Below are 24,105 nucleotides of genomic sequence, written 5' to 3' on the forward strand. Positions count from 1 at the left end.
CGGATCTGCCGGTCGGTCATGACAGCTCCTCGCGCAACCGGGCCCTGGCCCGCGCCGCGCGGGACTTGACCGTTCCTTCGGGGATGCCGAGCAGCCGCGCGGCCTCCCTGGTGGTGAGACCGTCCAGGACGGTGGCCTCGATGACCGCGCGCAGCTCGGGGGAGAGCCTGTTCAGCGCGCTGCCGAGGTCGCCGTGCTCCACGCCGAGCAGCACAACCTCCTCGGCGGACCCGATCACGCCGTTCGCGAGGTCGCCGGGATCGACGTCGCCGCCGATCCAGCGGGAGCCGCGCGCACGCAGCGCGGAGACCAGCCGCCGGATCGCGATCGTCCACAACCAGCCCGCGGCGTTGCCGCCGTCGAACCGCCCCGCCGACCGCCACACCGCCAGGAACGTCTCCTGCAGCGCGTCGTCCACCGCGTCAGGGTCGGCGCAGCGCCTGGACAGCCTGGCGCGAAGCCAGGGGGCGTGCCGCTGGTGGAGCAGGCGCAGCGCCGTGGTGCTGCGGGCGGCCACGGCGGCGAGCAGTTCGGCGTCGGTGCTGTCCGCATCGACGTCCGGAGGGTCGGCCGTGCGTCTGCGCCAGAGGTTGAAAGGTCCCACGCCTCTCTCTATCGCGAGGCGCTGGAGATCCGGTTCCCCGGACGGCCGATCAGCCGCGTACGGTCCTGTAGACCCCGTACAAGGACTCGAGACCGCCCACCACCATCAGGACCACGCCGACCTTGGACGGCGTGAAGACGAGGACCGTCTCGTCCGAGCCGAACAGCCACAGCGCCAGCCCGATCGCGAAGGTGATCAGACCGGTGAACAGTGTCTTGAAGGCAGAGGACATGGACGATCCTTCTCGATCGGGACGGGCACACCGAATCTTCAGTAGAAGACCGTAATCAGGCCCGGCCCGCGGGACCTCCTGCCGGTTGAGGAAACGGGACTACATCCTTCGGCCGATCCAGGAGCGTCAGCCCGCGACGGCGCGCTGGGCGATCACCTTGTCGATGCGCAGCCGGACCAGGCACTCGCCAGGGGCGGCGTTGCGCGTGCCGAACTCCTGGGCGCGCCCGTCACCCATGTACCGCCGCCCGATCTCCACCGCCCACACCAGCATCTCCTCCAGGTCGAGCGAGATGGAGGCGCGCCCCTTGATCTGCACGTACGAGTACGGCGGCGTCTGATCGTCCACGCACAGCACGGCCCTGGGGTCGCGGCGCAGCGCCCTGGCCTTGAGGCCCGTCTCGGAGGTGTTGAACACCACCTCGTCGTCGTCCAGCAGAAACCAGATCGGCGTGATGTGCGGCGCGCCGTCGGACAGCGTCACCCCGAGCTTGCCCGTGCGGGTGCCCGCCGAGGCAAACGCCCGCCACTCGTCCTCACTCATGTGTTCCATACGGCTACGCTACGCCACGACGTAAAAGGGTTCGAGAACTGTCGGTGGCCGGTGATACAAAGCAGGTCCACCTAGCCGAGGGGCTTGAGCATGTCGATCACCAGTGGCTCGGAGTTCTCCGTCGCTGGGCCGCGCTACAACCGCCGCGGCCCGGTGCGCTGGCTCTGGTCGCACCTGCGCCGCCACCCGCTGCACCTGTTCGGCTTCCTCGGCGGGTCGCTGGTCATGGTGGTGCTCAACGCCCTGGTGCCGCTGCTCACCGGCGACGCGTTCGACGCGGTGCTGGGGGTGCGGGGCGAGCCGATGGACGCGCTCGGGCTGATCGCGTGGGCGCTGCTGGCGATCGTGGTGGCGCGCGGGCTGTTCGACCTGTGGGCGCGCCTGTCGAGCGAGGTGCTGGCCAAGCGGCTGGAGCGCGACGCCCGCGACGAGCTGTACGTGAGCCTGCTCGGCAAGAGCCAGACCTTCCACAACCGGCAGCGGGTCGGCGACCTGATGGCCCGGGCGGCCAACGACATCCGGCAGCTCTCGATCATGATCACGCCGGGGGTCGACCTCATCGTGGACTCGGGGCTGACCGGGCTGGTGCCGCTGTTCTTCATCGCCGCCATCGATCCGCGGCTGCTGCTGGTGCCGGGCGCGTTCGCGGTGGTGTTCGTGGTGGCGCTCTGGCACTACATGCGGCAGCTCAACCCGGTCGCGACCCGCATGCGGGAGGAGTTCGGCGAGCTCAACGCGGGGCTCAACCAGGCCGTGCGGGGCATCGAGGTGATCAAGGTGACCGCGCAGGAGGCGCAGGAACGGCTGCGCTTCCGGGCCAACGCGCGGCGGTATCGCGACTCGTTCGTACGCAACGGGCTGGTGCAGGCGCGCTACCTGCCGACGCTGCTGTTCGCGTTCGCCATGGCGGCGGGGCTGGGGCACGCCCTCTACCTGCAGGGCCTCGGGGCGATCACGGTCGGCGAGCTGGTCGCGTTCATGGGGCTCATGGGCATGCTCGGGTTCCCGACCCAGATGTCGATCTTCACGTTCTCGCTGATCCAGATCGGCATCGTCTCCTCGCGCCGGATCCTCGGCATCATCACCTCCGACAGCGAGATCGAGCAGCGGCCCGACGGGCACGCCGCGCCGATCAGGGGGGAGATCCTCTTCGAGGACGTCACGTTCGGCTACGAGGCCGACGGCGAGCCGGCGCTGCGCGGGGTGACGTTCACCGTGAAACCGGGCGAGACCGTGGCCATCGTCGGCGAGACGGGGTCGGGCAAGAGCACGCTGACCAAGCTGGTGCCGCGCATCTACGACGTCACCTCGGGGCGGATCCTCGTGGACGGCGTGGACGTACGCGAGTGGGACCTAGACTCGCTGCGCTCGCAGATCTCCACGATCGAGCAGGACATCGTGCTCTTCTCCCGCTCCGTGGCCGAGAACATCGCCTTCAGCAAGGGCCAGCAGGCCGGCCGCGAGGCGGTGGTGGAGGCGGCGCGCGACGCGCAGGCCGCGGAGTTCATCGACGAGCTGGACGACGGCTACGACACGGTGATCGGCGAGCGGGGCGTCACGCTGTCCGGCGGCCAGCGGCAGCGGCTGGCCATCGCGCGGGCGCTGATCACCGACCCGGCGATCCTCGTGCTGGACGACTCCACCAGCGCCATCGACTCCGCGACCGAGGACAAGATCCAGCAGGCCATCGGGCGCATCCTCGAAGGGCGCACCACGCTGCTGATCACCCACCGGCTCTCGCAGATCCGCTGGGCCGACAAGGTGCTGCTGCTGCGGCGCGGCCAGGTGGCCGACTTCGGCACCCACGACGAGCTGATCGGGCGCAGCCGCCTCTACCGGCGGGTCTTCGCCCACTACGACGAGGCCGACCTCCGTGACGAGGGGCCGGTGCTGGCCGGCGAGCAGGGAGGGGTCCGCTGATGGGCTTCATCATGGACGGCCTCGACGCCGAGGACTACGACCGCACCTACAACGACCGCGATCTGCTGCGCCGGATCGTCTCCTACTTCCGGCCCAAGCTGGGCGCCATGGTCCTGGTGGGCTCCATGATCGTGCTCGGCTCCGCGAGCCAGGCGGCCATCCCGGCGCTGGGCAGCGTGGCCGTCAACGCCGTGGCCGGCGGCACGATCGGCGACGTGGGCTGGATGCTGATCGCGGGGGTCCTGGCGATGGGCGTGCTGTCGTGGGGCTTCAACTTCGTCCGGCAGAAGTTCAGCGCGCAGGTCACCGGCGACGTCGTGCTGCGCCTGCGCGAGGACGCGTTCGACGCGGTGCTGAAGCGCGACCTGTCCTTCTACGACGAGACGCCGTCCGGCAAGATCGTCAGCCGGGTGACGTCCGACACCGACGACTTCGCCACCGTCTCCACGCTCACGATGGACCTGATCAGCCAGGTGCTGATGGTCGGCTTCGTCACGGGGCTGCTGTTCTGGCGCAGCGTCGAGCTCGCCCTGCTGACGCTGCTGGTGGTGCCGGTCGTGGTGGGGCTCGCGCTGCTGTTCCGGCGGCTGGCCAGGGTCAGCACGCGGCGCGCGCAGCGGTCGCTGAGCCGGGTGAACGCCAACCTCCAGGAGACCATGGGCGGCATCGCCGTGGCCAAGAACTTCCGGCAGGAGCAGCAGGTCTACGACGAGTTCCGGCCGATCAACCGGCAGAGTTACCAGGTGACGCTGCGGCAGGGGTTCGTCTTCTCCGCGATCTTCCCGGTGCTCTTCCTCGTGGCCGGGCTCGCCACGGTCGCGCTCGTCCAGCTCGGCGGCGCGTCGGTCGTCTCGGACCGGCTGGACGCGGGCGACTGGTACCTGTTCCTGCAAGGGGTGTCGCTCTTCTGGTTCCCGCTGACGTCCATCGCCGCGTTCTGGTCGCAGTTCCAGCAGGGGCTCTCGGCGTCCGAGCGGGTGTTCGCGCTGATCGACGCGCCGCCGCGGGTGGTGCAGACGGACGAGCAGCCCGCGGGGCGGCTGGCCGGGCGCATCGAGTTCGAGGGCGTGACCTTCGGGTACGACCCGGCACACCCCGTGCTCCGCGACTTCGACCTGACCATCGAGGCGGGGGAGACCGTGGCGCTGGTGGGGCACACCGGCGCGGGCAAGTCCACGCTGAGCAAGCTGATCACCCGCTTCTACGAGTTCCAGGACGGCCGCCTGCTGATCGACGGCCGCGACATCCGCAGCCTGGAGCTGGGCAGCTACCGCAGGCAGATCGGGGCGGTGCCGCAGGCGCCGTTCCTGTTCAGCGGCACGGTGGCCGACAACATCCGCTACCCGCGGCCCGAGGCGACCGACGAGGAGGTGCTGGCCGCCGCGTCGGCGGTGGGCGGCGGCGACTGGATCGAGGCGCTGCCGAACGGGCTGGAGACCGACGTCGGCGAGCACGGCCGGGCCCTGTCGATGGGGCAGCGGCAGCTCGTCGCGCTGGCGCGGCTGCTCGTCCAGGACCCGGCGATCGTGGTGCTCGACGAGGCCACGGCCAGCGTCGATCCGCTGACCGAGGCGCAGATCCAGGAAGGGCTGGACGTGGTGCTGGCCGGGCGGACGTCCATCGTCATCGCGCACCGGCTGTCCACGATCGAGCACGTCGACCGCATCATCGTGCTGGATCACGGGCAGATCGTGGAGGAGGGCGACCACGCCACGCTGCTGGCCAGGGGCGGGCGCTACTGCCAGGTCTACAACACCTACTTCCGGCACCAGTCGCCCAACTACCGGGCGGGGTCCGGCTTCGTGCCGGTCGGCTCCGGCTGAGCGGGTGGGGATGACCTCTTCCGCAGGAGCGACGGGATGAGCGCGGCGATGGCGTCGAGGACGCGGTCGAGGCCGTGCCGGAACCGTTCCTCCGGGGTGAGGTGGGCGGTGCGGGAGTCGAGAATCGACCGGTTGAACAGCGGGAAGTCGCCGGATTCGACGACCTGGCGCACGTACGGGCCCATGTAGTCGCGCTTCCAGCGTTCGGGGTCCAGGCCGGTGCGGCGGGCCTCGTCCAGCCAGCCGAGCTCGCGGCGGACCGCGCTGTGCGTGTAGTCGTCGAGCATGCCGACCAGGCCGGTGATGTCGTCGATGCCGAGCCCGGTCGCGTCGAGGGCGCCGAGCGCGAACTCGTGCACGCGCAGCAGTTGCGGGCCGAGCGTGGGCCTGCTGGTGAGCAGCGTGATCAGCCAGGGGTGGCGCAGGCCGGTGGCGCGGGTCCGCCCGGCCAGCAGCGCCAGGTCGGAGCGCCAGTCACCGGAGGGGCCGCCGGGGAGCTCGATCTCGCTCATAGCCAGGTCGATCATGAGGTCGAACAGGTCGTCGCGCCGCGGCACGTACCGGTAGAGCGACATGGCGCCGGTGCCCAGCTCGCCCGCGACCCGCCGCATGGTCGCGGCCTCCACCCCTTCGGCGTCGGCGATCCGGACGGCTGCCCGGGTGATCTGCTCGCGGCTGTAGCCGGGGCGCCGGCCCGGGCCTGAGCGCTCCTGCCGCTCCGGCACCATCCAGATGCTGGTCGGTTCCTCGTCGGCCATGCGCACCCCCTTCCCCTTATTTGCGTACATCGTACCTGAATGGTTATGGTCCTATTCACGTACGTGGTACGCGAATAGGAGATGATCAGAATGCGATTGACCGGGAAGACGGCCCTGGTGACCGGCGCGAGCCGGGGGATCGGCCGTGCGATCGCCACCAGGCTGGCCCGCGAGGGCGCCCGCGTCGCCGTGCACTACGGCGGCAACCACGCGGCCGCCAAGGACGCCGTCGCCACCATCGAGGCCGCCGGCGGGCGGGCCTTCGCCGTCCAGGCCGAGCTGGGCGAGCCGGGCGACGCCGAAGCCCTGTGGTCGGGCTTCGACGCGCACGCCGACGGGCTGGACATCCTGGTCAACAACGCGGGGATCCTCGGCGGCCAGACGGAGATCGACGGCGTCACCCGGGAGGGCTTCGAGCGCCTGTTCGCCGTCAACACCACGGCCCCGTTCTTCATCACCCGGCACGCCCTGGCGCGGCTGCGTGACGGCGGGCGGATCGTCACCGTGGGCACCATGCTGACCAGGGGAGCGGCCATGCCCAGGGCGATCGACTACGCCATGTCCAAGGCGCCGCTCGACGTCCTCACCGTCGCGCTGGCCAAGCAGCTCGGGCCCCGCGGCATCACGGTCAACCTCGTCGCCCCCGGCGTCATCGACACCGACATGCACGAGGGGCGCCTGGTCGGTGAGGCCCTGGCCTGGCTGTCGTCGCAGACACCCCTCGGCCGGCTGGGCACGCCGCAGGACGTGGCCGACACCGTCGCCTTCCTGGCCTCCGACGACGGCCGCTACATCACGGGGCACCGGCTCGACGTCTCGGGCGGGACGACCATGTGAGCCGCTCAGGCCCCGCCCCCGAACTGTCGGTGATCACCTCTACGCTTCGTGCCCATGAGCGAATCAACCGGCTTACCGGACACAGTGCATGCCCTGCACTTCGACCTTCACGTCAGCTATGCGCAGGCGTACCTGATCGACTGCACCGACGACGCCGAAGGTCCCGAGGACCTTCTCGACGATCACCCGACCCACCCGGTCGGCATCATCCGCGTGGAGGGCGGAGACGCGTTCCTCATCACGGGCCTGCACACCGGGACGGTCGACTTCAACGTCGCGGTGGCCGGCCATGACCCCGGGGCGGACCTCGAGGGCTTCGAGGACGTCGTGGAGATCAGCATCGAGTCCGAGTCCGGCGAGTTCATGCTGCAGGAGTGGGGTGGCGAGAGCCACGAGCTGCCCGCCCTCCCGGCCGGGCCGGGGTGGTACCGGCTGCGGTACCACGCGCGGGGCATGGACGACGCCGTCGACGGGGTGGATCTGTCGAACGGGCCCGTCGATCACTACCTGCTGCAGATCTGGCCGGCGGAGGAGTCGCTGCCCCAGGTGGTCAAGCACAGCAGCGCGGCCGCGGCGTACTGGCGGCGTCCCACCTGAGGCGTCGCCGGGCGTCAGCGGCCGTCGCGGAGGGTGCGGAGGGTTTCGGCCTGTTCGGCGGTGACGCCTCTGGCACGCTGGACGGCGGCCTCCTCCGGGGTCAGGCCGGCGCCCGCCCAGGACGCCGTCTCCTCGAACGGGATGCCGGCCTGCCACCACGCCCTGGCGACCGCCATCGGGGTGAGGCCGCGCTGGATGTAGCGCCTGGCCTCGGCGGGTCTGAGGCCGAGCTCCTGCCACATGCGGGCCGTCGGGGCGGCCACGTTCTGCCGGGCCCAGGCGGCGGCCTCGTCGTCCACCCAGTCCTCGCCGCAGTAGCTGTAGATGACGAGGGCGTCCGCGTTCCCGAGCCGGGCGATGAACCGCTGGGCGCGGTCGCGCGGGTCGCCGCCGCCCGCGAACGCCATCAGGCTGGTGAACGCGTCCCCCGGGGCTGTGGGGTCGTCCGGGCTGCGCGGCTTGCGGCCTCGCCTGAGGTCGTACGCCTGCCCCGGGGTGTGGCCATGCTGCCTGAGGGTGATGGCCTCGTCGAGGTCGAACTCGTACTCGTGCCAGAGGAGTGCCTCCGTGGCGGTGAGGCCGGCGGCGCGGCAGGTGGCGACCGTGTCCGGGGTGAGGTGGGCGGTGGTCCACTGGGTGGCCTCGGCGGGGTCGGTGACTCCGGCCCGCCGCCAGGCGGCGGCCTGCTCGGCGGTCAGCCGCCAGGCCCACCAGCGGTGCGCCTCGGCGGGCGGGATGCCGGCCGCCTCGTACGGGGCGGGGTCGAACTGCGGCGTGCCGGACGTCATGATGCTCCTCCTACGCGTACGGTCTCCGCCCACTCGGGTGCCCGGCCGGCCGGGTCGAGCAGGGCGACGATGACCCGGGTTCTGGGTGGGTGGTGCGGCCAGGGGGTGCGGCCGTCGGTGATCGCGACGATCAGGTCAGGGGGCGGGCGGGTGGCCAGGGCGGCGGCGAAGCCCGCGCGCAGGTCGGTGCCTCCGCCGCCGTCCAGGTGCAGGTCCGAGATCCGGGTGAGCGTCTGGGGGCGGTACGCGCGGGCGTCGCAGGTGATCACCGTGAGCAGGCGGCGTCCGATGCCCACCGCCCCCAGCACCCCGGTGACCTCGGCCAGGGCCCGGGCCAGCATGGTCTCGGTGATCGAGCCCGAGGTGTCGATCAGCACGGTCACCGAGGGCAGGGCTTGGCGCAGGCTCGGCAGGACGACGCCGGGCAGCGCGGCCGCCCTGCGGGACGGCCTGCGGTAGGTGTAGTCGACGCGGCCCGCCGCCTGGGTGAGGCCGTGGCGTACCTTGGCGGACAGGTGGTGGCGCCAGTTCACGGAGGGTTCGAGCAGCTGGTCGGCCCAGCGGCGCCAACCGGCCGGGACGTCGTCCTGGGCGTTCAGGCGTTCGCGGATCCTGCGGGCGGTGTCCAGGGCGGTCAGGCGGGCGGTGGTGGGGGAGATTGCGGGGGGCAGGTCGTGGTCCCAGGCGCGGGGCAGGCCGTCACACCCGCTGCCGCAGTCTCCTGGGGCGATCGGTGGGTACGGCTGGTTCTCGCGCAGGGCGTGCCAGTACTGTTCGGCGGTCCAGCCATCCGGGAGGCCGAGCCTGGCCGGGGTGGCCGGCTCTGGTGGGAGGTCCGGAGGGAGGTCGTCGTTGATCTCGGCGTCGGTGGCCAGGTTCCAGGTGTGCTGCTCCTCGCGTTGTGGCTCCAGCACGCCGCCCGGGTAGCGGCGGGCGTGTGCCCGCAGGAGGTGGGTCACCTGATGGACGAGCCAGAAGGCGACCTCTTGCACGCTCTGCCGCGCCAGCTCCTCGATCCCGACGTACACGTGCCAGCCCGGGTCCGTGGGGAAGCGCCGTAGCTCGCCGGAGGTGCCGGTGACCATGACGGGGTCCAGGGAGAGCAGGGCGGTTGCGAGGTACGGGGCCTGGTGGGCGGCCCGGACCCTGGCCGCCGACCACTTCTCCCGCAGGTCGGGGCTAGTCACCGAGCAGTCCCGCCGAGCGCAGGATCGGGGTCAGCTCCAGCAGCGCGGCCGGGATCCTGGCGCCAGGCGGGCGCCGGCCGGCCAGGGTGCGGGCCGCGAGGGTGGCCACGTCCGGCGCGGTACGGGCGGCCTTGGCGATCACTTTCCAGGCGGCGTCCCAGCGCTCCACGTCGCCGGCGGCCACCGCGACCGCCACCACCGAGGTGAGCACGGCGAAGGCCCGGTCGCCGCGCCGGGGCAGCTCGAACGCGTCCGGGTCCGCCAGCACCGCCACCGGGTCCGGCAGGTCCAGGTGCTCCAGCCAGGACAGGAACTCCAGGGCCGCCCCCTCCCCGACGGCCCCCGCCACCAGCACGTCCAGCACCTCGGGCGGTGCTCCGGCGGCCTTGCACGCCGCCATAAGCTTGGCCGCCGCCTCCCACGACCGAGGGCTGGGCCACCCCTGACCACCACCCGCCCTGGACGCACCGTCGCCCGGTAGAGCGGCCGTCCCGTTGCCTGTCAGGTTGCCGCCCGACGGGACCTGTAGTGCCAGTGCGGGCCTGACCTCCAGGAACGCCGCCACGGTCGCGCGGGCCTCCAGCACCTGCTCGGGTGGCGGCGGCTGCGCGAACCCGGTCAGCGATGGCGTGGGAAAGCCCACGGCCAGGCCCCGTGCGATCTGCCTGCCGTCGACCGGCCAGTTGAGGTGCACGAGCCGGTTGGCGAGCGGCGGCGCCAGGTCCCAGCCGTCGGCGGCCTCCTCGGGCGGGTTGGCGGCGGCGACCACCTGCACCTTGTCCGGCAGCCGTACGTCGCCGACCACCCGCTCCAGCACCACCCGCAACATCGCGGCCTGCACCGCCGGGGGAGCGGTGGTCAGCTCGTCGAGGAAGAGCAGCCCGTGACCGGCCGTGGCGAGCCGGTGGGCCCAGGCCGGAGGGGTCAGCCGCACCATGCCGTCGGAGACCACCGGCAGGCCCGCGAAGTCGCTCGGCTCCCTGATCGAGCCGATGACCACCTCGATGGGCCAGTTCAGGGACTCGGCGAGGGCCACGACGGCCGAGGTCTTGCCGGTGCCAGGGCTGCCCCACAACAGCGTCGGCACGCCCGCCGATACCGCGATCGCCAGAGCCTCCAGCACGGTACGGCTGTCCTCCACCCTCACTTCCCCGCCCCCCGCGCTCCGCTCGCAGCGTCCGCGCTTCCCGCTGTCTGGCCGCCACCGCTTCCCGCCGCCCGCGCGCCCGTGCCGCCGGCCGGGTGCGTGACCAGGCCGGGCACCCCGAGCTGCCGCGCCAGCAGTGCCAGCTCGTGCCCCGGCAGCTCCCGCCGTACGGTCGCGGCGTTGTCCGCCAGCGGCGTAGCCGTCAGCCGCACCTCACCCACCCCCTGCCGGAACGCCTCCGCATCCCACGGCAGCGACACCACAGCCCCCTCGGCCACCCGCGCCACGTCCTCGGCGGAGGGCGGGGACGCGATGCCGAGCCGGGTCGTGAGCCGGTCGCCGACCAGCAGCCCCGCCAGGAAGCTCCGCCCGGCCGCGAGGGTACGCCGGGGGCGGGGGTCGGCACCGTGCACCCAGGCGGTGACGATCTCGGCGACCAGCCGGGCGGCCGCATGGCCGGGACGGTCGGAGAGGCCGAAGTCGCCCAGGTCGAACTGGTTGGCGGAGATCACCAGCACCACCCGGTCCGACGTCCAGCCACGGGTGAAGTGCGTCCAGCCCCAGGGGTACTCGCCGCCATGCCCGATGTACGGATGCTCACCACCGAAGACGTTGAACACCAGCCCGACCGACAGCTCGGCCTGCGGCCCCATGAGGGTGCCCCCCGACGCCTGGGGTGTGACCATCTGCGTCGCCAGCTCAGAGGAGAGCACCGGAGCCCCGCCGTTGAGTATCGCCAGCACGAACCGGGCGTGATCGGAAGGCGTGGTCAGCGCCGACCCCGCCGGATAGTCCCCGGGATACAAGGTGGGCAGCGGCAGCCACACCCCCGGCAGCGTCGCGTACCCGGTGGAGCGGCGGTCCAGCAGCTCGGCCGGCACGAAGTCGGGATGCTGCGCCCGCGGGAACACGGTCGAGCCCATCCCCAGCGGCGCGAACACGTGCCGCGCCACCCACTCCGAGAACGTCACCCCGTCGGGGTTGAGCAGCTCCACGAGGTGCCCGACGACGGCGATCCCCACGTTGCTGTACTGGTACGCGGCCCCCACGGGCCCGGCCCAGAACGGGACCATCGTCCCCCCGTACGCGTCCGACCGCCCCGCCTCCAGCACCCGCCGCAGGTGCTCCCCCAGCGGAGGTGGCGGCACCCGGCCGAAGTTGCCCATGCCGATGCCGAGCCCGCTGCGGTGGGTGAGCAGGTCCCGCAGGGTGATCGGCCGCTGCCCGTGCGGGTTGACGACGGGTACGTACGCCTCGATCGGCTCGTCCGGCCCGATCACCCCGCGCTCCACGAGCTGCAGGGCGGCGACCCCGGTGTACGGCTTGCAGTCCGACCCCGTGGGCCCGACCGTGTCCACCGTCATCGGCCGGCCGGTTGCCAGGTCCGCGACCCCGTACGCCCGGGCCAGCGCCACCTCCGTGCCGGCCCCCACCGCGATCGACAACCCAGGGGTCCCGCAGTGCTCCATGATCTCCGGCACGTACGTGTCGAGCGCCTCTCCCAGCGTGCTGATGTCCATGTGTCAACGCTCGCATTGACATCCATGAAGTGTCAAGCCAAGCGTTGACAGGCATAATGGTACCGTGCCCCAGCTACCCGACCTCGCCGAGCTGCTGTCGATCGTCGAAGAGCGCAGCGCGGACGACACCGACGCCCTGACCCGCCTGACCGTGGCCGAAGGCGTGCTGTCCGACCTGCAGAAGGTCGGCGACCGCCTGCTCGGTTACCTGGTCGAGCTGGCCCGGGCCGAGGGCTGCTCGTGGGCGGACATCGGCGACCACCTCGGCATCAGCCGCCAGGCTGCCCAGCAGCGGTACGGCCGGCGCTGGTCCAGCCTGACCATCGCCGACCTGGCCAGGTCGGGGGCGTTCGAGCGGTACACGGGCCGGGCCAGGGAGACGCTCGAACGGGCCGAGGAGCACGCCCGCCGCCTCGGCCGTCCCTCCATCGAGGCCGGCCACGTGCTGCTCGGCATCCTCGACGACCCGAACACGCTGGCCGTCCGCGCCATCGCCGCCCAGGACGCCGACCCGTCCGCCCTGCGCGAAGCCCTGGAACGGCGGCTGCCCACCGGCGCGGGCTCCCCGGCGGCGCTCTCGGTCGGCGCCGACGCCCGGCGGGCCCTCACGGCCGCGCTGACCGAGACGGCGGAGCTGCGGCACAACTACATCGGCACCGAGCACATGCTCCTCGGCCTCCTGCACGACAAGTCGGGCACGGCCGGACAACTCCTGTGGGAGCACGGGATCGCCCTGGAGCCGACGCGGGCCGCCGTCCGGGCAGCGCTGGAAGCGTTCCTGCGCTCCAGAGAAGCATAGGTCCACGGAGGCGTAGGTCCAGGGAGGCGTAGGTCCAGGGAGGCGTAGGTCCAGGGAGGCGTAGGTCCAGGGAGGCGCAGTTCCAGGGGGCGTGATCAGGTGCCGATGCCGGTCAGCCCGACGAGCAGCGGCAGGAGCACGATGATCAGCAGCGCACCGAGCACGTCGAAGCTCGCCCCCGACCGGATCATGGTCGTGATCGGCACCACCCCGGACCCGTACGCGATCGCGTTCTGCGGCGTGGACACCGGCAACATGAACCCGAACGACGCCGCGAACGTCGCCGCCAGCGCGGGCACGAACGGGTTCACCCCGGCCGCCATCGCGATCGGGATGACGATCGGCACCACCACGGCCGCGGACGCCGTGTTGCTGGTGGTCTCCGAGACCAGCACCGCCAGCACCACGGCGAACGCGGTGATGGCGAACACGCTGCCCAGCCCGAGCGCCGAGCCCGCCGTCGAGCCGATGGTCCTGGCCAGCCCCGTCTCCTCCAGCAGGGAGCCGAAGATGATGCCGGTGCCGAACAGCACGATCGTCCCCCAGTCGATCTTCGTGGCGTCGCTCCAGGTGAGCGTGAACTCGCGCCTTCCCCAGTCGGTCGGCAGCAGGAACAGCAGTGCCGCCCCGAGCACGGCCACGACGCCCTCGTTGAGCCGGCCGCTGATCGTGGTGTAGAGGGCGGACCCGGTCCCGGTGAACACCGCGACCAGGCCGGGGAAGATCCACAGGAACACGGTGGCGCCGAAGGCGACGAGCGTGTTCCACTCCGCGCGCGACAGCGGGCCGAGGGTGGCGCGCTCGCGGTGCACGTACTCCTCGACGCCCTCGATCCTGCGGATCTCCGGCCGGTTGAGCAGGAGCAGCACGACCGCGAGCGCGGCGAACATGAGCGCGCAGATCGGCAGCGCCGTGAGCATCCACTCGGTGAACGAGATGCGCCTGCCGGTGGCCTCCTCGATGAGGCCGCGGCCGATCAGGTTCGGCGGGCTGCCGACGGGGGTGATCAGGCCGCCGACGCTGGCCCCGTACGCGAGCATCAGGATCAGCGCCGCGCCGACCCGCAGCCGCAGCGGGTTGAAGTCGGGCGCGACGAGCCCGCGGTCCTGCAGCAGCTTGGCGATGACGGCGAGCATGCCGAGCGCGGTGGGCAGCAGCATGGCGACGGTGGCGGTGTTCGAGACGAACGCCGACAGCAGGCACGTGATCAGGCCGAACGCCACCACCAGCCGGAACGTCGAGCGGCCCACGCCCGGCAGCGACAACATGCGGAAGGCGAAGCGGCGGGCCACGCCGTGCTTGAGCATCGCCTGCGCCAGGATGAACGCGCCGATGAAGGTGAACAGCGTGGGAGAGCCGAGCGGGGTGAGCGCGTCGGTCGCGGAGGCCACGCCGAGCAGCACGATCACGCCGACGCCGATGAGCCCGCCGACGGGGATGGGCACCGGCTCGGTCACCCACAACACGATGACGCCGAGCAGCACGGCCGCCAGCGTGTGCTGCTCGGCGTCCATCTCGATGGGCAGCAGCAGGAAGGCCGCCGTGACGAGCGGCGCGAGCCACAGGCCGGTGGTGCGCCTGGCCTTCTCGAAGCGTTCCTCGGCCGGCGTCAGTCGCTGCTCGGCGAGGCCGCCGTAGGTGGCGTGGCCCAGCAGGGCCTCGTCGACGTCCGTTCTCGGGGGGCCGGAGTTCATGGGTCTGCTCCTCACGTTGCCGCCGTCTTGGACGTTTCCCCGCAGCGCCGGTTGAAATCGGAGGCAGGACGGCGCATGACCTCGGCGCGGCCGGACGGTAGTGGCAGCCCCACCACGATCGTCGTCGGCGAGGGCAAGGTCGAGCTGGACACCGCCGTCTGCGCTCAGCCCTGAGGCGCCCGGTGCACCACGCGGTCCTCGCCGCGTCCCGGCCAGGCCATGACGAGCAGCCGCTGCCCCACCTTCCGCTCCCAGTCGGGCGGGTCGTAGTGGACGCGGATGCGGTAGTGCCCCTTCCTGCCGCGCAGTGAGAGGTCGGGCAGCACGATGCCGGCGAGGTTGTCGGCGAGCTCGATGGTGCCCGTCGGGCTCTCGTACCCGACCTCGACGACGTGCTGCCAGCCCTTGGTCTCGACCGGGGGACGGCGGCCGTAGGTCTCGGTGGTGACGCAGAGGCGGTTCTCGGTGTTGTCCAACACGATGACCAGGTGACCGGGCGCGGCGGCCACCAGATCGACGTCCTGCTCGTACAGCCCGGACTCCGGCACGTCCGCGTCCTCGAACGCCTCCAGCCCGATCTCCGGCCAGACCGTCTTCCTGGTGGCCCGCACGGGCTCGATCAGCGGCCGATGGCGCGGCGCGCGGTCGCACATGGCCCGCTCCTCGGCCTCCCACGCCAGCATCTCGGCCTCCTCCTCGGCCGCCGCCCGCTCCAGCTCCGCCTCGGCCTTCGGGCAGATGCTCGCCAGGAGCCCGGTCTGCTCGAGCGGGTCGACCCCGTACGCCTGCCGGAAGCGGGCGCTCTCCCGCGCGTCGCCGCGCGTGTAGACGCCGCACATGCGGTGCCCGTACGCGATCACCCGCCGGTCCGGCATGTCCTCGCCGAACAGCGGGGCGGTGCTGTACCGCACGCCGCACACGAACTCGCGCTCGCCCGTCATCGCGACGGTGGACCGGCGGTTGAACTCGGCCTCGCACTCGCTGGAGGTGCTGGTCCGGTCCGGCTCCTGGTCCGACGCCGGCACCAGGGCGAGCAGCACGCCGGTGGCCAGGCTCGCCGCCGCCACCCGGTACGGGTTGCGCCTGGCCGGCGGGGTGACGTACGCGAGGAACAGGAGCAGGGCCGACACCGTGAACGCGGCGCTGAACCAGAGCGGGGAGAGGCCGGGCCCGGCCGGGCGCAGCTCGTCGAAGAGTTTCGGCGCGCTGCCGAAGACGGTGTCGTGGAGTGCGGACTCGAAGGCCTGGACCGCCCGCGTGCCCTCGTTCCACGTCGTCATCCCGCTCACCGCACCGGCCGCCGCCGCCAGCAGCAGCGCCGCGATCGTGCCGAGCACGAGCCGCCGGGTCCGCAGCAGCACGGCCGCCAGCACCAGCCCCGAGGCGCCGCCGATGCCGATGAGGAGGTCGAGCGGGAGCCAGAGCTGCCGCAGGAACCACCCGTTCCCGTAGAACCAGGACGCGACCGCCCCGTGCGGCCCGACCCAGGCGAACACCCCGTTCACGCAGTTGACCACGGCCGGCACCAGCGGCACCACGACCGCCGCCCCCTGCGCCGGCCACCACCGCAGCGCACGCCTGGGCACGGCGCCGGGCGGGGGCTTGGGCTCGCCGGCGGCCTCGCGCGCGGACCGGCCGAGCCACACCAGCAGGAGCACGTCGAAGGCCACCGAGGCCCCCTCGAACCACACGTAGTACCGGCCGAAGGGGAAGGAGACCATCGGCTCCAGCTCCGGCCGCGCGGCGACCACCGCTCCCACCCACAACGTGCCCCGCCGCCAGCGGCCGTCCTTCGCCTGCGCCACGAGCGTCAGCACCAGCCAGAGCACCCAGGGCACCCCGCCCACGGGCAGGACGTCATACAGCGCCCGGCCGTCGACCCCGGCCAGCGCGAGCGCCACGACCGCGAGACTCCGCACCGGCGCCAGCAGCCCCACGACGAGCGCCACCAGCCGCAACGCCAGGTGCACCGTGCGCATCACCCGGAAGAACAGCACGGTCGCGGCGGCCTGCGCGAGGTCCAGGAGCACGTCGGACCCGAACGGCAGGCGGTCGGCGAACTCGAGCACCAGCCAGGCGTACAGCGCCATCCGCAGCAGCCGCTCGTCCCTGCCCGGCCGCCCGCCGTCGTGCCGCTTCGGCAGGACCTGCCACAGCCCCCAGACGTGTACCAGCCCGACCAGGACCAGCATCGCGAGGACGTCCGCGTCCACCTCGTGCGGCCGCTCGTAGAACCTGGCGTGGACGAGCAGCACGGAGAGCCGGGCGTCGCCGGTCGTCAGGGCGACGACGCCGGACGCGACGACCAGGATCGCCAGGACGGTGACGGCGATCCGGCCAGGACGGTGGCGGGGCACGGGCGGTTCCTCGGGGTCCTCGGGGGGTGAAGGAACGAAGGCGCCCAACCCTAACGCGAAGCCGATCACGTCACGGCACCCGCCGCGTCCGGCATTTCCGCGCGAAGGGTCATCGCAGCTGGGGAAGGGCCGCCGCGGGTCGAGCCGGACCGGCCGAACTTTCGGCGACACTTGGATGGCCATGAGGTGAAGCCCCTTCTTTCCCGGAAAACGGGGCTGTTAGCGTCCGGGCATGTCAGCACCGGATCTCACCGCCGCGCTGGAACGCATCCCCGGCTGGTTCTGGCCGACCGACCAGCGCCTGTTCGAGTGGTTCCTGTCGAACGAGGACGTCTCCGGCGACGTTCTCGAGATGGGGACGTACCTCGGCAAGAGTGCTGTCCTGATCGGCGGGCACGTACGCAGGGGAGAGACGTTCACCGTCTGCGACCTGTTCGAATCGGACGCCCCCGACGCCGACAACGACGCCGAGACCACCAGGTCGTACTCCTCGCTCACCCGCGACCGGTTCGAGCGGAACTACCTGAGCGTGCACGACGCCCTGCCCGAGATCGTGCACGGGCCGACGTCGGTCATCCTCGACCACGTCAAGGCGGACACCTGCCGGTTCGTGCACGTGGACGCCTCGCACCTCTACACGCACGTCAAGGGCGACGTCCTGGCGGCGCGGACCGTGCTCAGGGAGGGCGGGATCGTCGCGTTCGACGACTACCGCAGCGAGCACACGCCGGGCGTCGCGCTGGCCGTCTGGGAGGCCGTCGCCGGCCTCGGGCTGGCGCCCGTCTGCGTCAGCACGCAGAAGCTGTACGGGACGTGGGGCGACCCGGCGCCCGTGCGGGAGCGGCTGCTCGCATGGCTCGCCACCCGCCCCGACCTGTGGCACACCACGGACGTGCTGGGCGAGCACCACCTCGTCCGCGTCAACCAGCGCAAGAAGCCGAAGCCCGCCCAGCCCCAGAGCGACCTCGACCGGCTCGCCACCGAGCTGCGGCACACGACGGCCGAGCTGAAGAAGGTCACCGCGGAGTCGCAGAACGCGGTCCAGGCGCTGAAGAAGGCCACCAAGGAGGTCAGCGTGCTGGGCCCCGTGGCGCACCGCGCCGCCGGCTGGCTCCGCCGCCGCGGCACCCCCGCGAAGTAGGCCGCGCCACCCCGCGAGGTGCCAGGCTCGGCCGAGCTCGCAGGAGCAGGCTCAGAGGAACGCGCTGACCTGGTCGGCGAACTCCTCCGGGCTCACGATCCGGACGCCCAGTGTCTCGGCCTTGGCCCGCTTCGAGCCCGCCTTCTCGCCTGCCACCAGCATCGACGTCTTGGCGGACACGCTGGAGGAGGACTTGCCGCCGGCCCGCTCGATCAGCTCGTTCATCTCGTTGCGCGACAGCGCCGCCAGCGGCCCCGTCATCGTGCCGGTCACGACCACCGACATCGAGGCCAGCGGCAGCTCCTCGGACGCGACCTTCGGCTCCTCGCTCGGCGGGGTGGCGCCGGGCTCCGTCATGTTCACCCCGGCGCGTACCAGCTTGTCGATCAGCGGGGCCAGCCCGGCCAGCTCGGCCACCACCACCGGCGCCTTCTCCGGCCCCATGCCGTCGACCTGCTGGATCGCCTCGGCGTCGGCCGCGCGGATGTTGTCCATCGTGGCGAAGTGGCGGGCGATGCGGCGGCTCATCGAGCGGCCGGTGCCGCGCACGCCGAGCGCCGCGAACACCCTGCTGAGCGGCCGGCTCTTGGCCTGCTCGATGGCGGCGAGGAGGTTGTCGGTGCTGGTCTCGCCCATCCGCTCCAGCCCGAGGACCTGCTCGCGGGTCAGGAAGAACAGGTCGGCGAAGTCGGCGATCAGGCCGGTCTCGAACATCTGCTTGATGCGGTTGGCCGCCAGCCCCTCGATGTCGAGCGTGTCGCGCTCGACCGCGTAGATGACGGAGGCGATCGCCTGGCAGTCGCGCCCGCGCACGCACCGCCACCGCTCCTGCGACCGGTCGATCTCGTCGCCGCACATCGGGCAGACCTCGGGGATGGGGATGGGCTGCTCCTCGCCGGTGCGCAGGTGCACGACCGGCGCCTCGACCCGGGGGATCACGTCGCCCGCCTTGTAGACGGTCACGCTGTCGCCCAGCATCAGGCCGCGCCTGGCGATGTCGGCGGCGTTGTGCAGCGTGGCGTAGGTGACCCTGCTGCCGTCGAGCTCGACCGGCTCCAGCACGGCGCGGGGCGCGATGACGCCGGTGCGGCCGGTGTTCCACTCCACGGCCAGCAGCTTGGTGATCTTCTCCGTGGCGGGCAGCTTGTACGCCACCGCCCAGCGCGGCGCCCGCGAGCTGAACCCCGCCTGCGCCTGGTCGGCCGCCAGATCACACTTGATCACGATGCCGTCGATGCCGAACGGCAGCTCGGCCCGCGCCGCCGCGATCTCCCCGACCCGGGCCTGCGCCTGGTCGAGCGTCTCGGCCACGATCCCGGCCACCGGCGTGGTGGCCGTGGTCTGCACGCCCTGCGCGGCCACCCACTCCATGATCCGGCTGTGCGGCCACTCGCGCAGGCCCACGGCGAGCTCGGACTCGTCGCCGGGCGCCGGGAGGGCGCCGTAGCCGAAGAACGTCAGCTCGCACACGTACGGCCGGTCCTGGGCGCGCAGCGTGCCCGCGGCGGCGCTGCGCGGGTTGGCGAACGTGGTGCCGTCGTGCGCGTTCCGCTTGGCGCACGCCTCCTCGAACTGGGAGGTGGTCATCATGACCTCGCCGCGCAGCTCCACCGTCACGGCGTCGGCGAGCCGGTCGGGCAGGCCGACGATGGTGCCGATGGCGTGCGAGACGTCCTCGCCCGCGGTGCCGTCGCCGCGCGTGACGAGCTGGGCCAGGCGGCCGTGCCGGTAGCGGGCCGAGATCGCCAGCCCGTCGAGCTTGGGCTCCACGCTCCACACCGTGACCGGCCGCCCGAGCCTGCGCTCCAGCCCCGCCGCCCAGTCGGCGAGCTGCTCGGCGCCGAACACGTTGTCGAGGCTCAGCATGGGCACGGTGTGCGGCACGTCGCCCACCACCGCCCCGCCGGCCACCTTCCCGGTCGGCGACGACGGCAGCACCGACTCGGGGTGCTCCTCCTCGTACGCCTGGATGCCGCGGACCAGCCGGTCGTAGTCGTCGTCGTCGAGCGTCGACGTGCCGTCGGCGTAGTAGGCCGCGGCGGAGTCGACGGCGAGCTGGACGGCCTCGGCGTAGGCCGTGTCGTCGGGCAGGACGGTGATGGGGGGCGTCTCGGTCATGGACCCATCATGGCTGGTGGCACTGACAATTCCAGCGCCCCTTCTCACCCGCCGGCGACGCCGAAGGGGTTGTCGATGGTGTACCGCCAGCGGCCGTCCGCGCCGCGCCTGGCGACGTCGGTGGCCGTGCCCTCGATGCGGACGTGCTCGCCCGCGCGGCTCGTGCCCTCGATCGTCCAGTCCACGATCAGCAGCGCGAGGTCGCCGGTCGAGTAGACGTGCCGGGGCCGTACGGCGATCGGAACCCCGAGCGCCATGAACGCGGCGTTGGCGGCGTGCGCCTCGGCACCGGTCAGCGGGCGGCCCGGCTCGGGCACGAACACCGCCCCGTCCTCGTACACCTCGGCCACCGCCGCCGGATCACCGCTGTTGAAACGCTCGGCGAACACCGCGGGCACGTCCTCGGGCCGCCTGGCCGGCTCACGCATCATCCATCACTCCCGGTAGAACGGATTCAGGGATTTCGAGACGCGGCAACGCTAGGAGACTGCTCAGTGACTCACCAAACGGTTGGTGACACGATCCCGGGGTTGCCGGACGACGCCCGGGCGGCGGTCGCGGAGCCCACGCCGTCCTGCCCGGTGGAGATCACCCTCGGCGCGCTGCGCGGCCGGTGGACGACGCTGGTGGTGCGCGAGCTGCTGCGGGGCGAGCGCACGTTCACCGAGCTCGCCCGTGCGCTGCCCGCGCTGTCGGACAAGGTGCTGTCGGATCGGCTGGCGCAGCTCGCGGAGAGCGGCGTGCTCGTCCGCGACCGCCGGCCCGGCTGGCCGCCCCGCACCTCCTACCGGCTGACCCCGCGCGGTCGTCGCCTCGGTCCCGTGCTCCAGGCCCTATGGGACTGGGGCGCCGGGGATGACAGAGGCTGACAGCGATCCGGCAGAGCCGCCTGGCACGGTCGGGGCATGAACGACACGGACGTGCTCATCGCGGGCGCCGGCCCGACCGGCCTGACCCTCGCCGTGGACCTGGCCAGGCGCGGCGTCGCCTGCCGCATCGTCGACCGGGCGCCCGAGCCCGCCGGGGGCTCCAAGGGCAAAGGGCTGCAGCCCCGCACGCAGGAGGTCTTCGACGACCTCGGCGTGGTCGCGCCGATCCTGGCGGCGTCCGCGCCGTACCCGCCGCTGCGGGTCAGGATCGGCAGGGTCCCCGTCTGGCAGGCCCGCATGCACCGGCGCGACGCGGCCACGGACGCGGTGCCGTACCCGACGGTGGTCATGCACCCGCAGTGGCGCACCGAGGCGGTGCTGCGGGAGCGGCTGGCGGAGCTGGGCGGGAAGGTGGAGCAGGGGGTCGCGCTCGACGGGTTCGAGCAGGACGGGCGGGGGGTGACCGCCAGGCTGGGCTCGGGGGAGAGCGTGCGGGCGCGTTACCTGGTGGCAGCGGACGGCGGCAGGAGCACCGTACGCAAGGCGCTCGGCATCGGCTTCACCGGCGAGACCCGCGAGGAGCAGCGCAGCGCGCTGGCCGACGTACGGGTCGAAGGGCTCGGCAGGGAGCACATCCACGTCTGGGTACGGCCGGGCAGGGGGACGGTGGCGCTGTACCCGATGGCCGGCACCGACACCTTCCAGCTGCTCGCCCCGCTGCGGCCGGGCGCCGAGCCGGAGCCCACGCTGGCCTGGTACCAGCGGCTGTTCGCGGAGCGGTCGATGCTGCGCGGCGTGCGGCTGACCGAGCTGCTGTGGTCCTCCCACTACCGGGTCAACATCCGGCTCGCCGACCGCTACCGCTCCGGCCGCGTCCTCCTCGCGGGCGACGCCGCGCACGTGCACCCGCCGGCGGGCGGCCAGGGGCTCAACACCGGCGTGCAGGACGCCTACAACCTCGGCTGGAAGCTGGCCAGGACGCTGGCGGGCGCGCCGGAGCCGCTGCTGGACACCTACGAGGAGGAACGCAGGCCGATCGCCGCCGGCGTGCTCGGCCTCAGCGCGGACCTGCACGACAAGAAGACGATCAAGCGAGACCCGGAGACGTACCAGCTCACGCTGAGCTACCGGGGCGGCTCGCTGGCGGCGAAGGGCGGCGAGCGGGTGCCCGACGGCCAGGTCGAGCTGGCGGGCGGGCGGCGGGCGCGCCTGTTCGACCTGCTGCGGGGGCCGCACTTCACGCTGCTGTCCCCCGACCCCGCGCCCCGCGTCGCCGGCGGCCCCGAGGTGCGCGCGTACGTCCCGGCGCGGCCGTACGGCGGGGAGCGGCACACCCTCATCCGGCCGGACGGGTACGTCGGCATCGCCACCTCCTCGGCCGGAGAGCTGGCCGCCTACCTGGCGATGGTGTGATCGTTGGCGTGGGTACGCCTGGCCACCTACTCCCTGACCGCCGACGGCAAGGCGTACGACTCCCACTTCCACGGGTCGCAGCGGGTCCGCGTGAACCGTACCTACACGGGGGTCAGCGGCTGCGGCGCGCGGGCGTGCCAGGTGCAGACCGCGAACGGGTTCCAGGCGACCGGCTTCCCCAAGGAGCTCAGCGGGACGTACACGGTGACCGGGGCGGTGCTGCGCATCACCTGGACCGGCAACGGCTGGGAGGAGCGGACGGTCAGCGAGCCGATCCCCCCGGGCGGCTCGCGAAGGATGACCGCGTGGCGGCGCTGCTCGGGCAGCCGTTGCCTGGGCGGCGCCACGACGGGCACCGACTACTACCTGGCCACCGCGAACGCCACCTCGACCGACCGCAGGGACACCATCTGGCACTGGCGGCGCGAGCTGGCCGACGGGCGCGGCGAGCACTGCTACACCGGAAACTCGCACGTCAAGCCCATGCTGCGGATCATCGACAGCTCCGGCGGTTCCACGGATGGGTGGCGGTCGAGGCGTCGCTCAACCGGACGTCCCCGAGCCAGGGCACCTCGGCCGACGACCTCGGGGTGTTCGAGCTGAGCGAGTTCTGAGGGCCCCGCCTGCCGCGCTACTGGCCGGAGGCCAGGCGGGCGGGGAAGCCGCCGGTCGCGATGGGGCCCCAGCGGTCGATGTGGATGCGGATCAGCGACTTGTCCTGGCGCCGCATGGCCTCGCGGTACTCGTCCCAGTCGGGGTGCTCGCCCGCGATGCACCGGTAGTACTCGACGAGCGGCTCCAGCGCCTCGGGCATGTCCAGCACCTCACCCCGGCCGTCGACCTGCACGTACGGCCCGTTCCAGTCGTCGGACAGCACGCAGATCGACACGCGGTCGTCACGGCGGGCGTTGACCGCCTTGGCCCTGTCGGGATAGGTGAAGACCACGATCCTGCCGCTGTCGTCGACGCCGCAGGACACGGGTGAGAGCTGGGGCCGCCCGTCCGCACGGGTGGTGGACAGCAGGCCGTGGTGGCGCGGGCGCAGGAAGTCGAGCAGTTCGGGCAGGTCGACGCGGCGCGCGGTCGCGATGTTCGGAGCCATCTCGATATGCCTTTCCGATTAGGGCGTACGCTGCGTCCGATCCTTTCAGACCTCCAGCAGCAGCCCCATGTAGTACTCGTCCACCCGCCGACCGTCCACGTCCAGGGCGGAGCGCCGCAGCCCTTCCACCTGGTAGCCGCACGACAGGTACAGGCCGAGCGCCCGCTGGTTGTGCGTCATCACGGTGAGCTCCAGCCGCGCCATCCCGGCCGTCCGCGCCTCCTGCGCGGCCCGGTCCAGCAGCCGCCGCCCGAGCCCCTGACCGGCGTACGCGGCCCGGACCCCCATCACGACATATCCGGTACGGCGGGCGCGTGCGTAGGGCAGCACCTCCACCTCGACGTACCCGGCCGCCACGCCTTCGTCCGCCATCCCCAGCAGCACGAACGACGGTGACGGTGACGGCGATGGCGACGGGGCGCGCTCGCCGGGCTGCAGCAGCATGAAGCTCGACTCCTCGTCCAGCCGCAGCTGCAGGGCGAGCAGGGCGGCGGCGTCGCCGGGCGTGGCGCGGCGGATGTCGATCACGATCGATGATCATGAGCGATCATCTTCCCGCCGTCAACGGGTGAGGCCGGCGGTGCGGGATTCCCGTGTTCTGAAATTTCGGGCGTTGACCGTTCCCGACGAGCGGTCCGACGATCGGG

General features: G+C 72.4%; 23 protein-coding genes. 9 read left to right on the top strand and 14 right to left on the bottom strand.

The features are described 5' to 3' along the window. Positions 1–16: 16 nt before the first annotated feature. The 3 genes from HD593_RS02530 to HD593_RS02540 all read right to left on the bottom strand — a co-directional run bounded on the left by HD593_RS02530 (position 17) and on the right by HD593_RS02540 (position 1,388). Positions 17–604, bottom strand: a complete 588-nt coding sequence (locus tag HD593_RS02530; protein WP_185100519.1) for an RNA polymerase sigma factor — start codon at positions 602–604, stop codon at positions 17–19. A gap of 49 nt (positions 605–653) precedes the next feature. After that, positions 654–836 carry a DUF5708 family protein gene (locus HD593_RS02535; RefSeq protein WP_185100520.1) on the bottom strand — a complete coding sequence of 61 codons (183 nt, stop codon included), beginning with the start codon at positions 834–836 and terminating at the stop codon, positions 654–656. Between the two features lie 126 nt (positions 837–962). Then, complete coding sequence (locus HD593_RS02540) at positions 963–1,388, bottom strand: PPOX class F420-dependent oxidoreductase (RefSeq protein WP_185100521.1); 426 nt, start codon at positions 1,386–1,388, stop codon at positions 963–965. 90 nt (positions 1,389–1,478) lie between these two features. On the opposite strand from HD593_RS02540, the gene HD593_RS02545 reads away from it, so the two are divergent. Beyond that, positions 1,479–3,308 (top strand): ABC transporter ATP-binding protein, encoded by a 1,830-nt coding sequence (locus tag HD593_RS02545; protein WP_185100522.1) that lies wholly within the window; start codon positions 1,479–1,481, stop codon positions 3,306–3,308. After that, a complete protein-coding gene (locus HD593_RS02550) occupies positions 3,308–5,131 on the top strand; it encodes an ABC transporter ATP-binding protein (protein ID WP_185100523.1) in 1,824 nt (607 codons plus the stop codon). Before HD593_RS02545 ends, HD593_RS02550 begins: the two co-directional genes overlap by 1 nt. Here the strand turns inward: HD593_RS02550 and HD593_RS02555 are convergent. Then, positions 5,089–5,889, bottom strand: coding sequence for a TetR/AcrR family transcriptional regulator (locus HD593_RS02555; protein WP_185100524.1), 801 nt, complete (start codon positions 5,887–5,889; stop codon positions 5,089–5,091). The genes HD593_RS02550 and HD593_RS02555 overlap by 43 nt on opposite strands. Before the next feature lie 90 nt (positions 5,890–5,979). Between HD593_RS02555 and HD593_RS02560 the strand changes: the two genes are divergently transcribed. Both HD593_RS02560 and HD593_RS02565 read left to right on the top strand, forming a co-directional pair. Then, positions 5,980–6,726: an SDR family oxidoreductase gene (locus HD593_RS02560; protein WP_246546194.1), complete on the top strand. Its 747-nt coding sequence runs from the start codon at positions 5,980–5,982 to the stop codon at positions 6,724–6,726. A 54-nt stretch (positions 6,727–6,780) separates the two neighbouring features. Next, positions 6,781–7,323, top strand: a complete 543-nt coding sequence (locus HD593_RS02565) for a hypothetical protein (protein ID WP_185100526.1) — start codon at positions 6,781–6,783, stop codon at positions 7,321–7,323. 14 nt (positions 7,324–7,337) lie between these two features. On the opposite strand, the gene HD593_RS02570 is transcribed toward HD593_RS02565, so the two are convergent. Genes HD593_RS02570 through HD593_RS02585 form a run of 4 tightly spaced genes read right to left on the bottom strand, consistent with a single transcriptional unit; the run spans position 7,338 to position 11,965 of the window. After that, a complete protein-coding gene (locus HD593_RS02570) occupies positions 7,338–8,111 on the bottom strand; it encodes a hypothetical protein (protein WP_185100527.1) in 774 nt (257 codons plus the stop codon). Then, positions 8,108–9,298, bottom strand: a complete 1,191-nt coding sequence (locus HD593_RS02575; protein ID WP_185100528.1) for a vWA domain-containing protein — start codon at positions 9,296–9,298, stop codon at positions 8,108–8,110. Before HD593_RS02575 ends, HD593_RS02570 begins: the two co-directional genes overlap by 4 nt. Continuing rightward, on the bottom strand, positions 9,291–10,439 hold the full coding sequence (locus HD593_RS02580; RefSeq protein WP_312903316.1) for an AAA family ATPase: 1,149 nt from the start codon (positions 10,437–10,439) through the stop codon (positions 9,291–9,293). The genes HD593_RS02575 and HD593_RS02580 overlap by 8 nt, the downstream gene beginning before the upstream one ends. Before the next feature lie 2 nt (positions 10,440–10,441). Then, positions 10,442–11,965, bottom strand: coding sequence for a serine hydrolase domain-containing protein (locus HD593_RS02585; RefSeq protein WP_185100529.1), 1,524 nt, complete (start codon positions 11,963–11,965; stop codon positions 10,442–10,444). A 64-nt stretch (positions 11,966–12,029) separates the two neighbouring features. Here HD593_RS02585 and HD593_RS64205 point away from each other — a divergent pair, with 64 nt between their 5' ends. After that, entirely contained in the window at positions 12,030–12,764 is a 735-nt protein-coding gene (locus HD593_RS64205; protein ID WP_185100530.1) for a Clp protease N-terminal domain-containing protein, read from the top strand. 95 nt (positions 12,765–12,859) lie between these two features. On the opposite strand, the gene HD593_RS02595 is transcribed toward HD593_RS64205, so the two are convergent. Together HD593_RS02595 and HD593_RS02600 are read right to left on the bottom strand one after the other, a co-directional pair. Further along, positions 12,860–14,458: an SLC13 family permease gene (locus HD593_RS02595; protein WP_185100531.1), complete on the bottom strand. Its 1,599-nt coding sequence runs from the start codon at positions 14,456–14,458 to the stop codon at positions 12,860–12,862. A 164-nt stretch (positions 14,459–14,622) separates the two neighbouring features. Further along, positions 14,623–16,815, bottom strand: coding sequence for a hypothetical protein (locus HD593_RS02600; RefSeq protein ID WP_185100532.1), 2,193 nt, complete (start codon positions 16,813–16,815; stop codon positions 14,623–14,625). Between the two features lie 232 nt (positions 16,816–17,047). On the opposite strand from HD593_RS02600, the gene HD593_RS02605 reads away from it, so the two are divergent. Next, positions 17,048–17,956, top strand: coding sequence for a class I SAM-dependent methyltransferase (locus HD593_RS02605; protein ID WP_185100533.1), 909 nt, complete (start codon positions 17,048–17,050; stop codon positions 17,954–17,956). A gap of 51 nt (positions 17,957–18,007) precedes the next feature. On the opposite strand, the gene ligA is transcribed toward HD593_RS02605, so the two are convergent. Continuing rightward, entirely contained in the window at positions 18,008–20,074 is a 2,067-nt protein-coding gene (gene ligA, locus HD593_RS02610; protein WP_185100534.1) for an NAD-dependent DNA ligase LigA, read from the bottom strand. 44 nt (positions 20,075–20,118) lie between these two features. Continuing rightward, the gene (locus tag HD593_RS02615; protein ID WP_185100535.1) at positions 20,119–20,505 is read right to left on the bottom strand and encodes a YybH family protein; all 387 of its coding nucleotides are present in this window, start codon (positions 20,503–20,505) and stop codon (positions 20,119–20,121) included. A gap of 99 nt (positions 20,506–20,604) precedes the next feature. On the opposite strand from HD593_RS02615, the gene HD593_RS02620 reads away from it, so the two are divergent. The 3 genes from HD593_RS02620 to HD593_RS02630 are packed head-to-tail and all read left to right on the top strand — an operon-like array spanning position 20,605 to position 22,959. After that, positions 20,605–20,943, top strand: a complete 339-nt coding sequence (locus tag HD593_RS02620) for a winged helix-turn-helix transcriptional regulator (protein ID WP_221524582.1) — start codon at positions 20,605–20,607, stop codon at positions 20,941–20,943. Positions 20,944–20,979: 36 nt separating this feature from the next. Continuing rightward, positions 20,980–22,356, top strand: coding sequence for an FAD-dependent monooxygenase (locus tag HD593_RS02625; protein WP_185100537.1), 1,377 nt, complete (start codon positions 20,980–20,982; stop codon positions 22,354–22,356). Between the two features lie 3 nt (positions 22,357–22,359). Beyond that, entirely contained in the window at positions 22,360–22,959 is a 600-nt protein-coding gene (locus tag HD593_RS02630) for a hypothetical protein (protein WP_185100538.1), read from the top strand. 28 nt (positions 22,960–22,987) lie between these two features. Here the strand turns inward: HD593_RS02630 and HD593_RS02635 are convergent, their stop codons facing one another. Together HD593_RS02635 and HD593_RS02640 are read right to left on the bottom strand one after the other, a co-directional pair. Continuing rightward, the gene (locus tag HD593_RS02635; RefSeq protein WP_185100539.1) at positions 22,988–23,458 is read right to left on the bottom strand and encodes a PPOX class F420-dependent oxidoreductase; all 471 of its coding nucleotides are present in this window, start codon (positions 23,456–23,458) and stop codon (positions 22,988–22,990) included. Between the two features lie 45 nt (positions 23,459–23,503). Continuing rightward, positions 23,504–23,986 (bottom strand): GNAT family N-acetyltransferase, encoded by a 483-nt coding sequence (locus tag HD593_RS02640; RefSeq protein WP_185100540.1) that lies wholly within the window; start codon positions 23,984–23,986, stop codon positions 23,504–23,506. Between the last annotated feature and the right edge of the window lie 119 nt (positions 23,987–24,105).

The organism is Nonomuraea rubra (assembly GCF_014207985.1).
Lineage (GTDB): Bacteria > Actinomycetota > Actinomycetes > Streptosporangiales > Streptosporangiaceae > Nonomuraea > Nonomuraea rubra.

Excerpts from the sequence above, each read along its gene's own strand:
- HD593_RS02535 (WP_185100520.1), bottom strand. The coding sequence starts at position 836 with ATGTCCTCTGCCTTCAAGACACTGTTCACCGGTCTGATCACCTTCGCG.
- HD593_RS02595 (WP_185100531.1), bottom strand. The coding sequence starts at position 14,458 with ATGAACTCCGGCCCCCCGAGAACGGACGTCGACGAGGCCCTGCTGGGC.
- HD593_RS02635 (WP_185100539.1), bottom strand. The coding sequence starts at position 23,458 with ATGGCTCCGAACATCGCGACCGCGCGCCGCGTCGACCTGCCCGAACTG.
- HD593_RS02550 (WP_185100523.1), top strand. The coding sequence starts at position 3,308 with ATGGGCTTCATCATGGACGGCCTCGACGCCGAGGACTACGACCGCACC.
- HD593_RS02615 (WP_185100535.1), bottom strand. The coding sequence starts at position 20,505 with ATGATGCGTGAGCCGGCCAGGCGGCCCGAGGACGTGCCCGCGGTGTTC.
- HD593_RS02540 (WP_185100521.1), bottom strand. The coding sequence starts at position 1,388 with ATGGAACACATGAGTGAGGACGAGTGGCGGGCGTTTGCCTCGGCGGGC.
- HD593_RS02560 (WP_246546194.1), top strand. The coding sequence starts at position 5,980 with ATGCGATTGACCGGGAAGACGGCCCTGGTGACCGGCGCGAGCCGGGGG.
- HD593_RS02545 (WP_185100522.1), top strand. The coding sequence starts at position 1,479 with ATGTCGATCACCAGTGGCTCGGAGTTCTCCGTCGCTGGGCCGCGCTAC.
- ligA (WP_185100534.1), bottom strand. The coding sequence starts at position 20,074 with ATGACCGAGACGCCCCCCATCACCGTCCTGCCCGACGACACGGCCTAC.
- HD593_RS02625 (WP_185100537.1), top strand. The coding sequence starts at position 20,980 with ATGAACGACACGGACGTGCTCATCGCGGGCGCCGGCCCGACCGGCCTG.
- HD593_RS02585 (WP_185100529.1), bottom strand. The coding sequence starts at position 11,965 with ATGGACATCAGCACGCTGGGAGAGGCGCTCGACACGTACGTGCCGGAG.
- HD593_RS02565 (WP_185100526.1), top strand. The coding sequence starts at position 6,781 with ATGAGCGAATCAACCGGCTTACCGGACACAGTGCATGCCCTGCACTTC.
- HD593_RS02605 (WP_185100533.1), top strand. The coding sequence starts at position 17,048 with ATGTCAGCACCGGATCTCACCGCCGCGCTGGAACGCATCCCCGGCTGG.
- HD593_RS02570 (WP_185100527.1), bottom strand. The coding sequence starts at position 8,111 with ATGACGTCCGGCACGCCGCAGTTCGACCCCGCCCCGTACGAGGCGGCC.
- HD593_RS02555 (WP_185100524.1), bottom strand. The coding sequence starts at position 5,889 with ATGGCCGACGAGGAACCGACCAGCATCTGGATGGTGCCGGAGCGGCAG.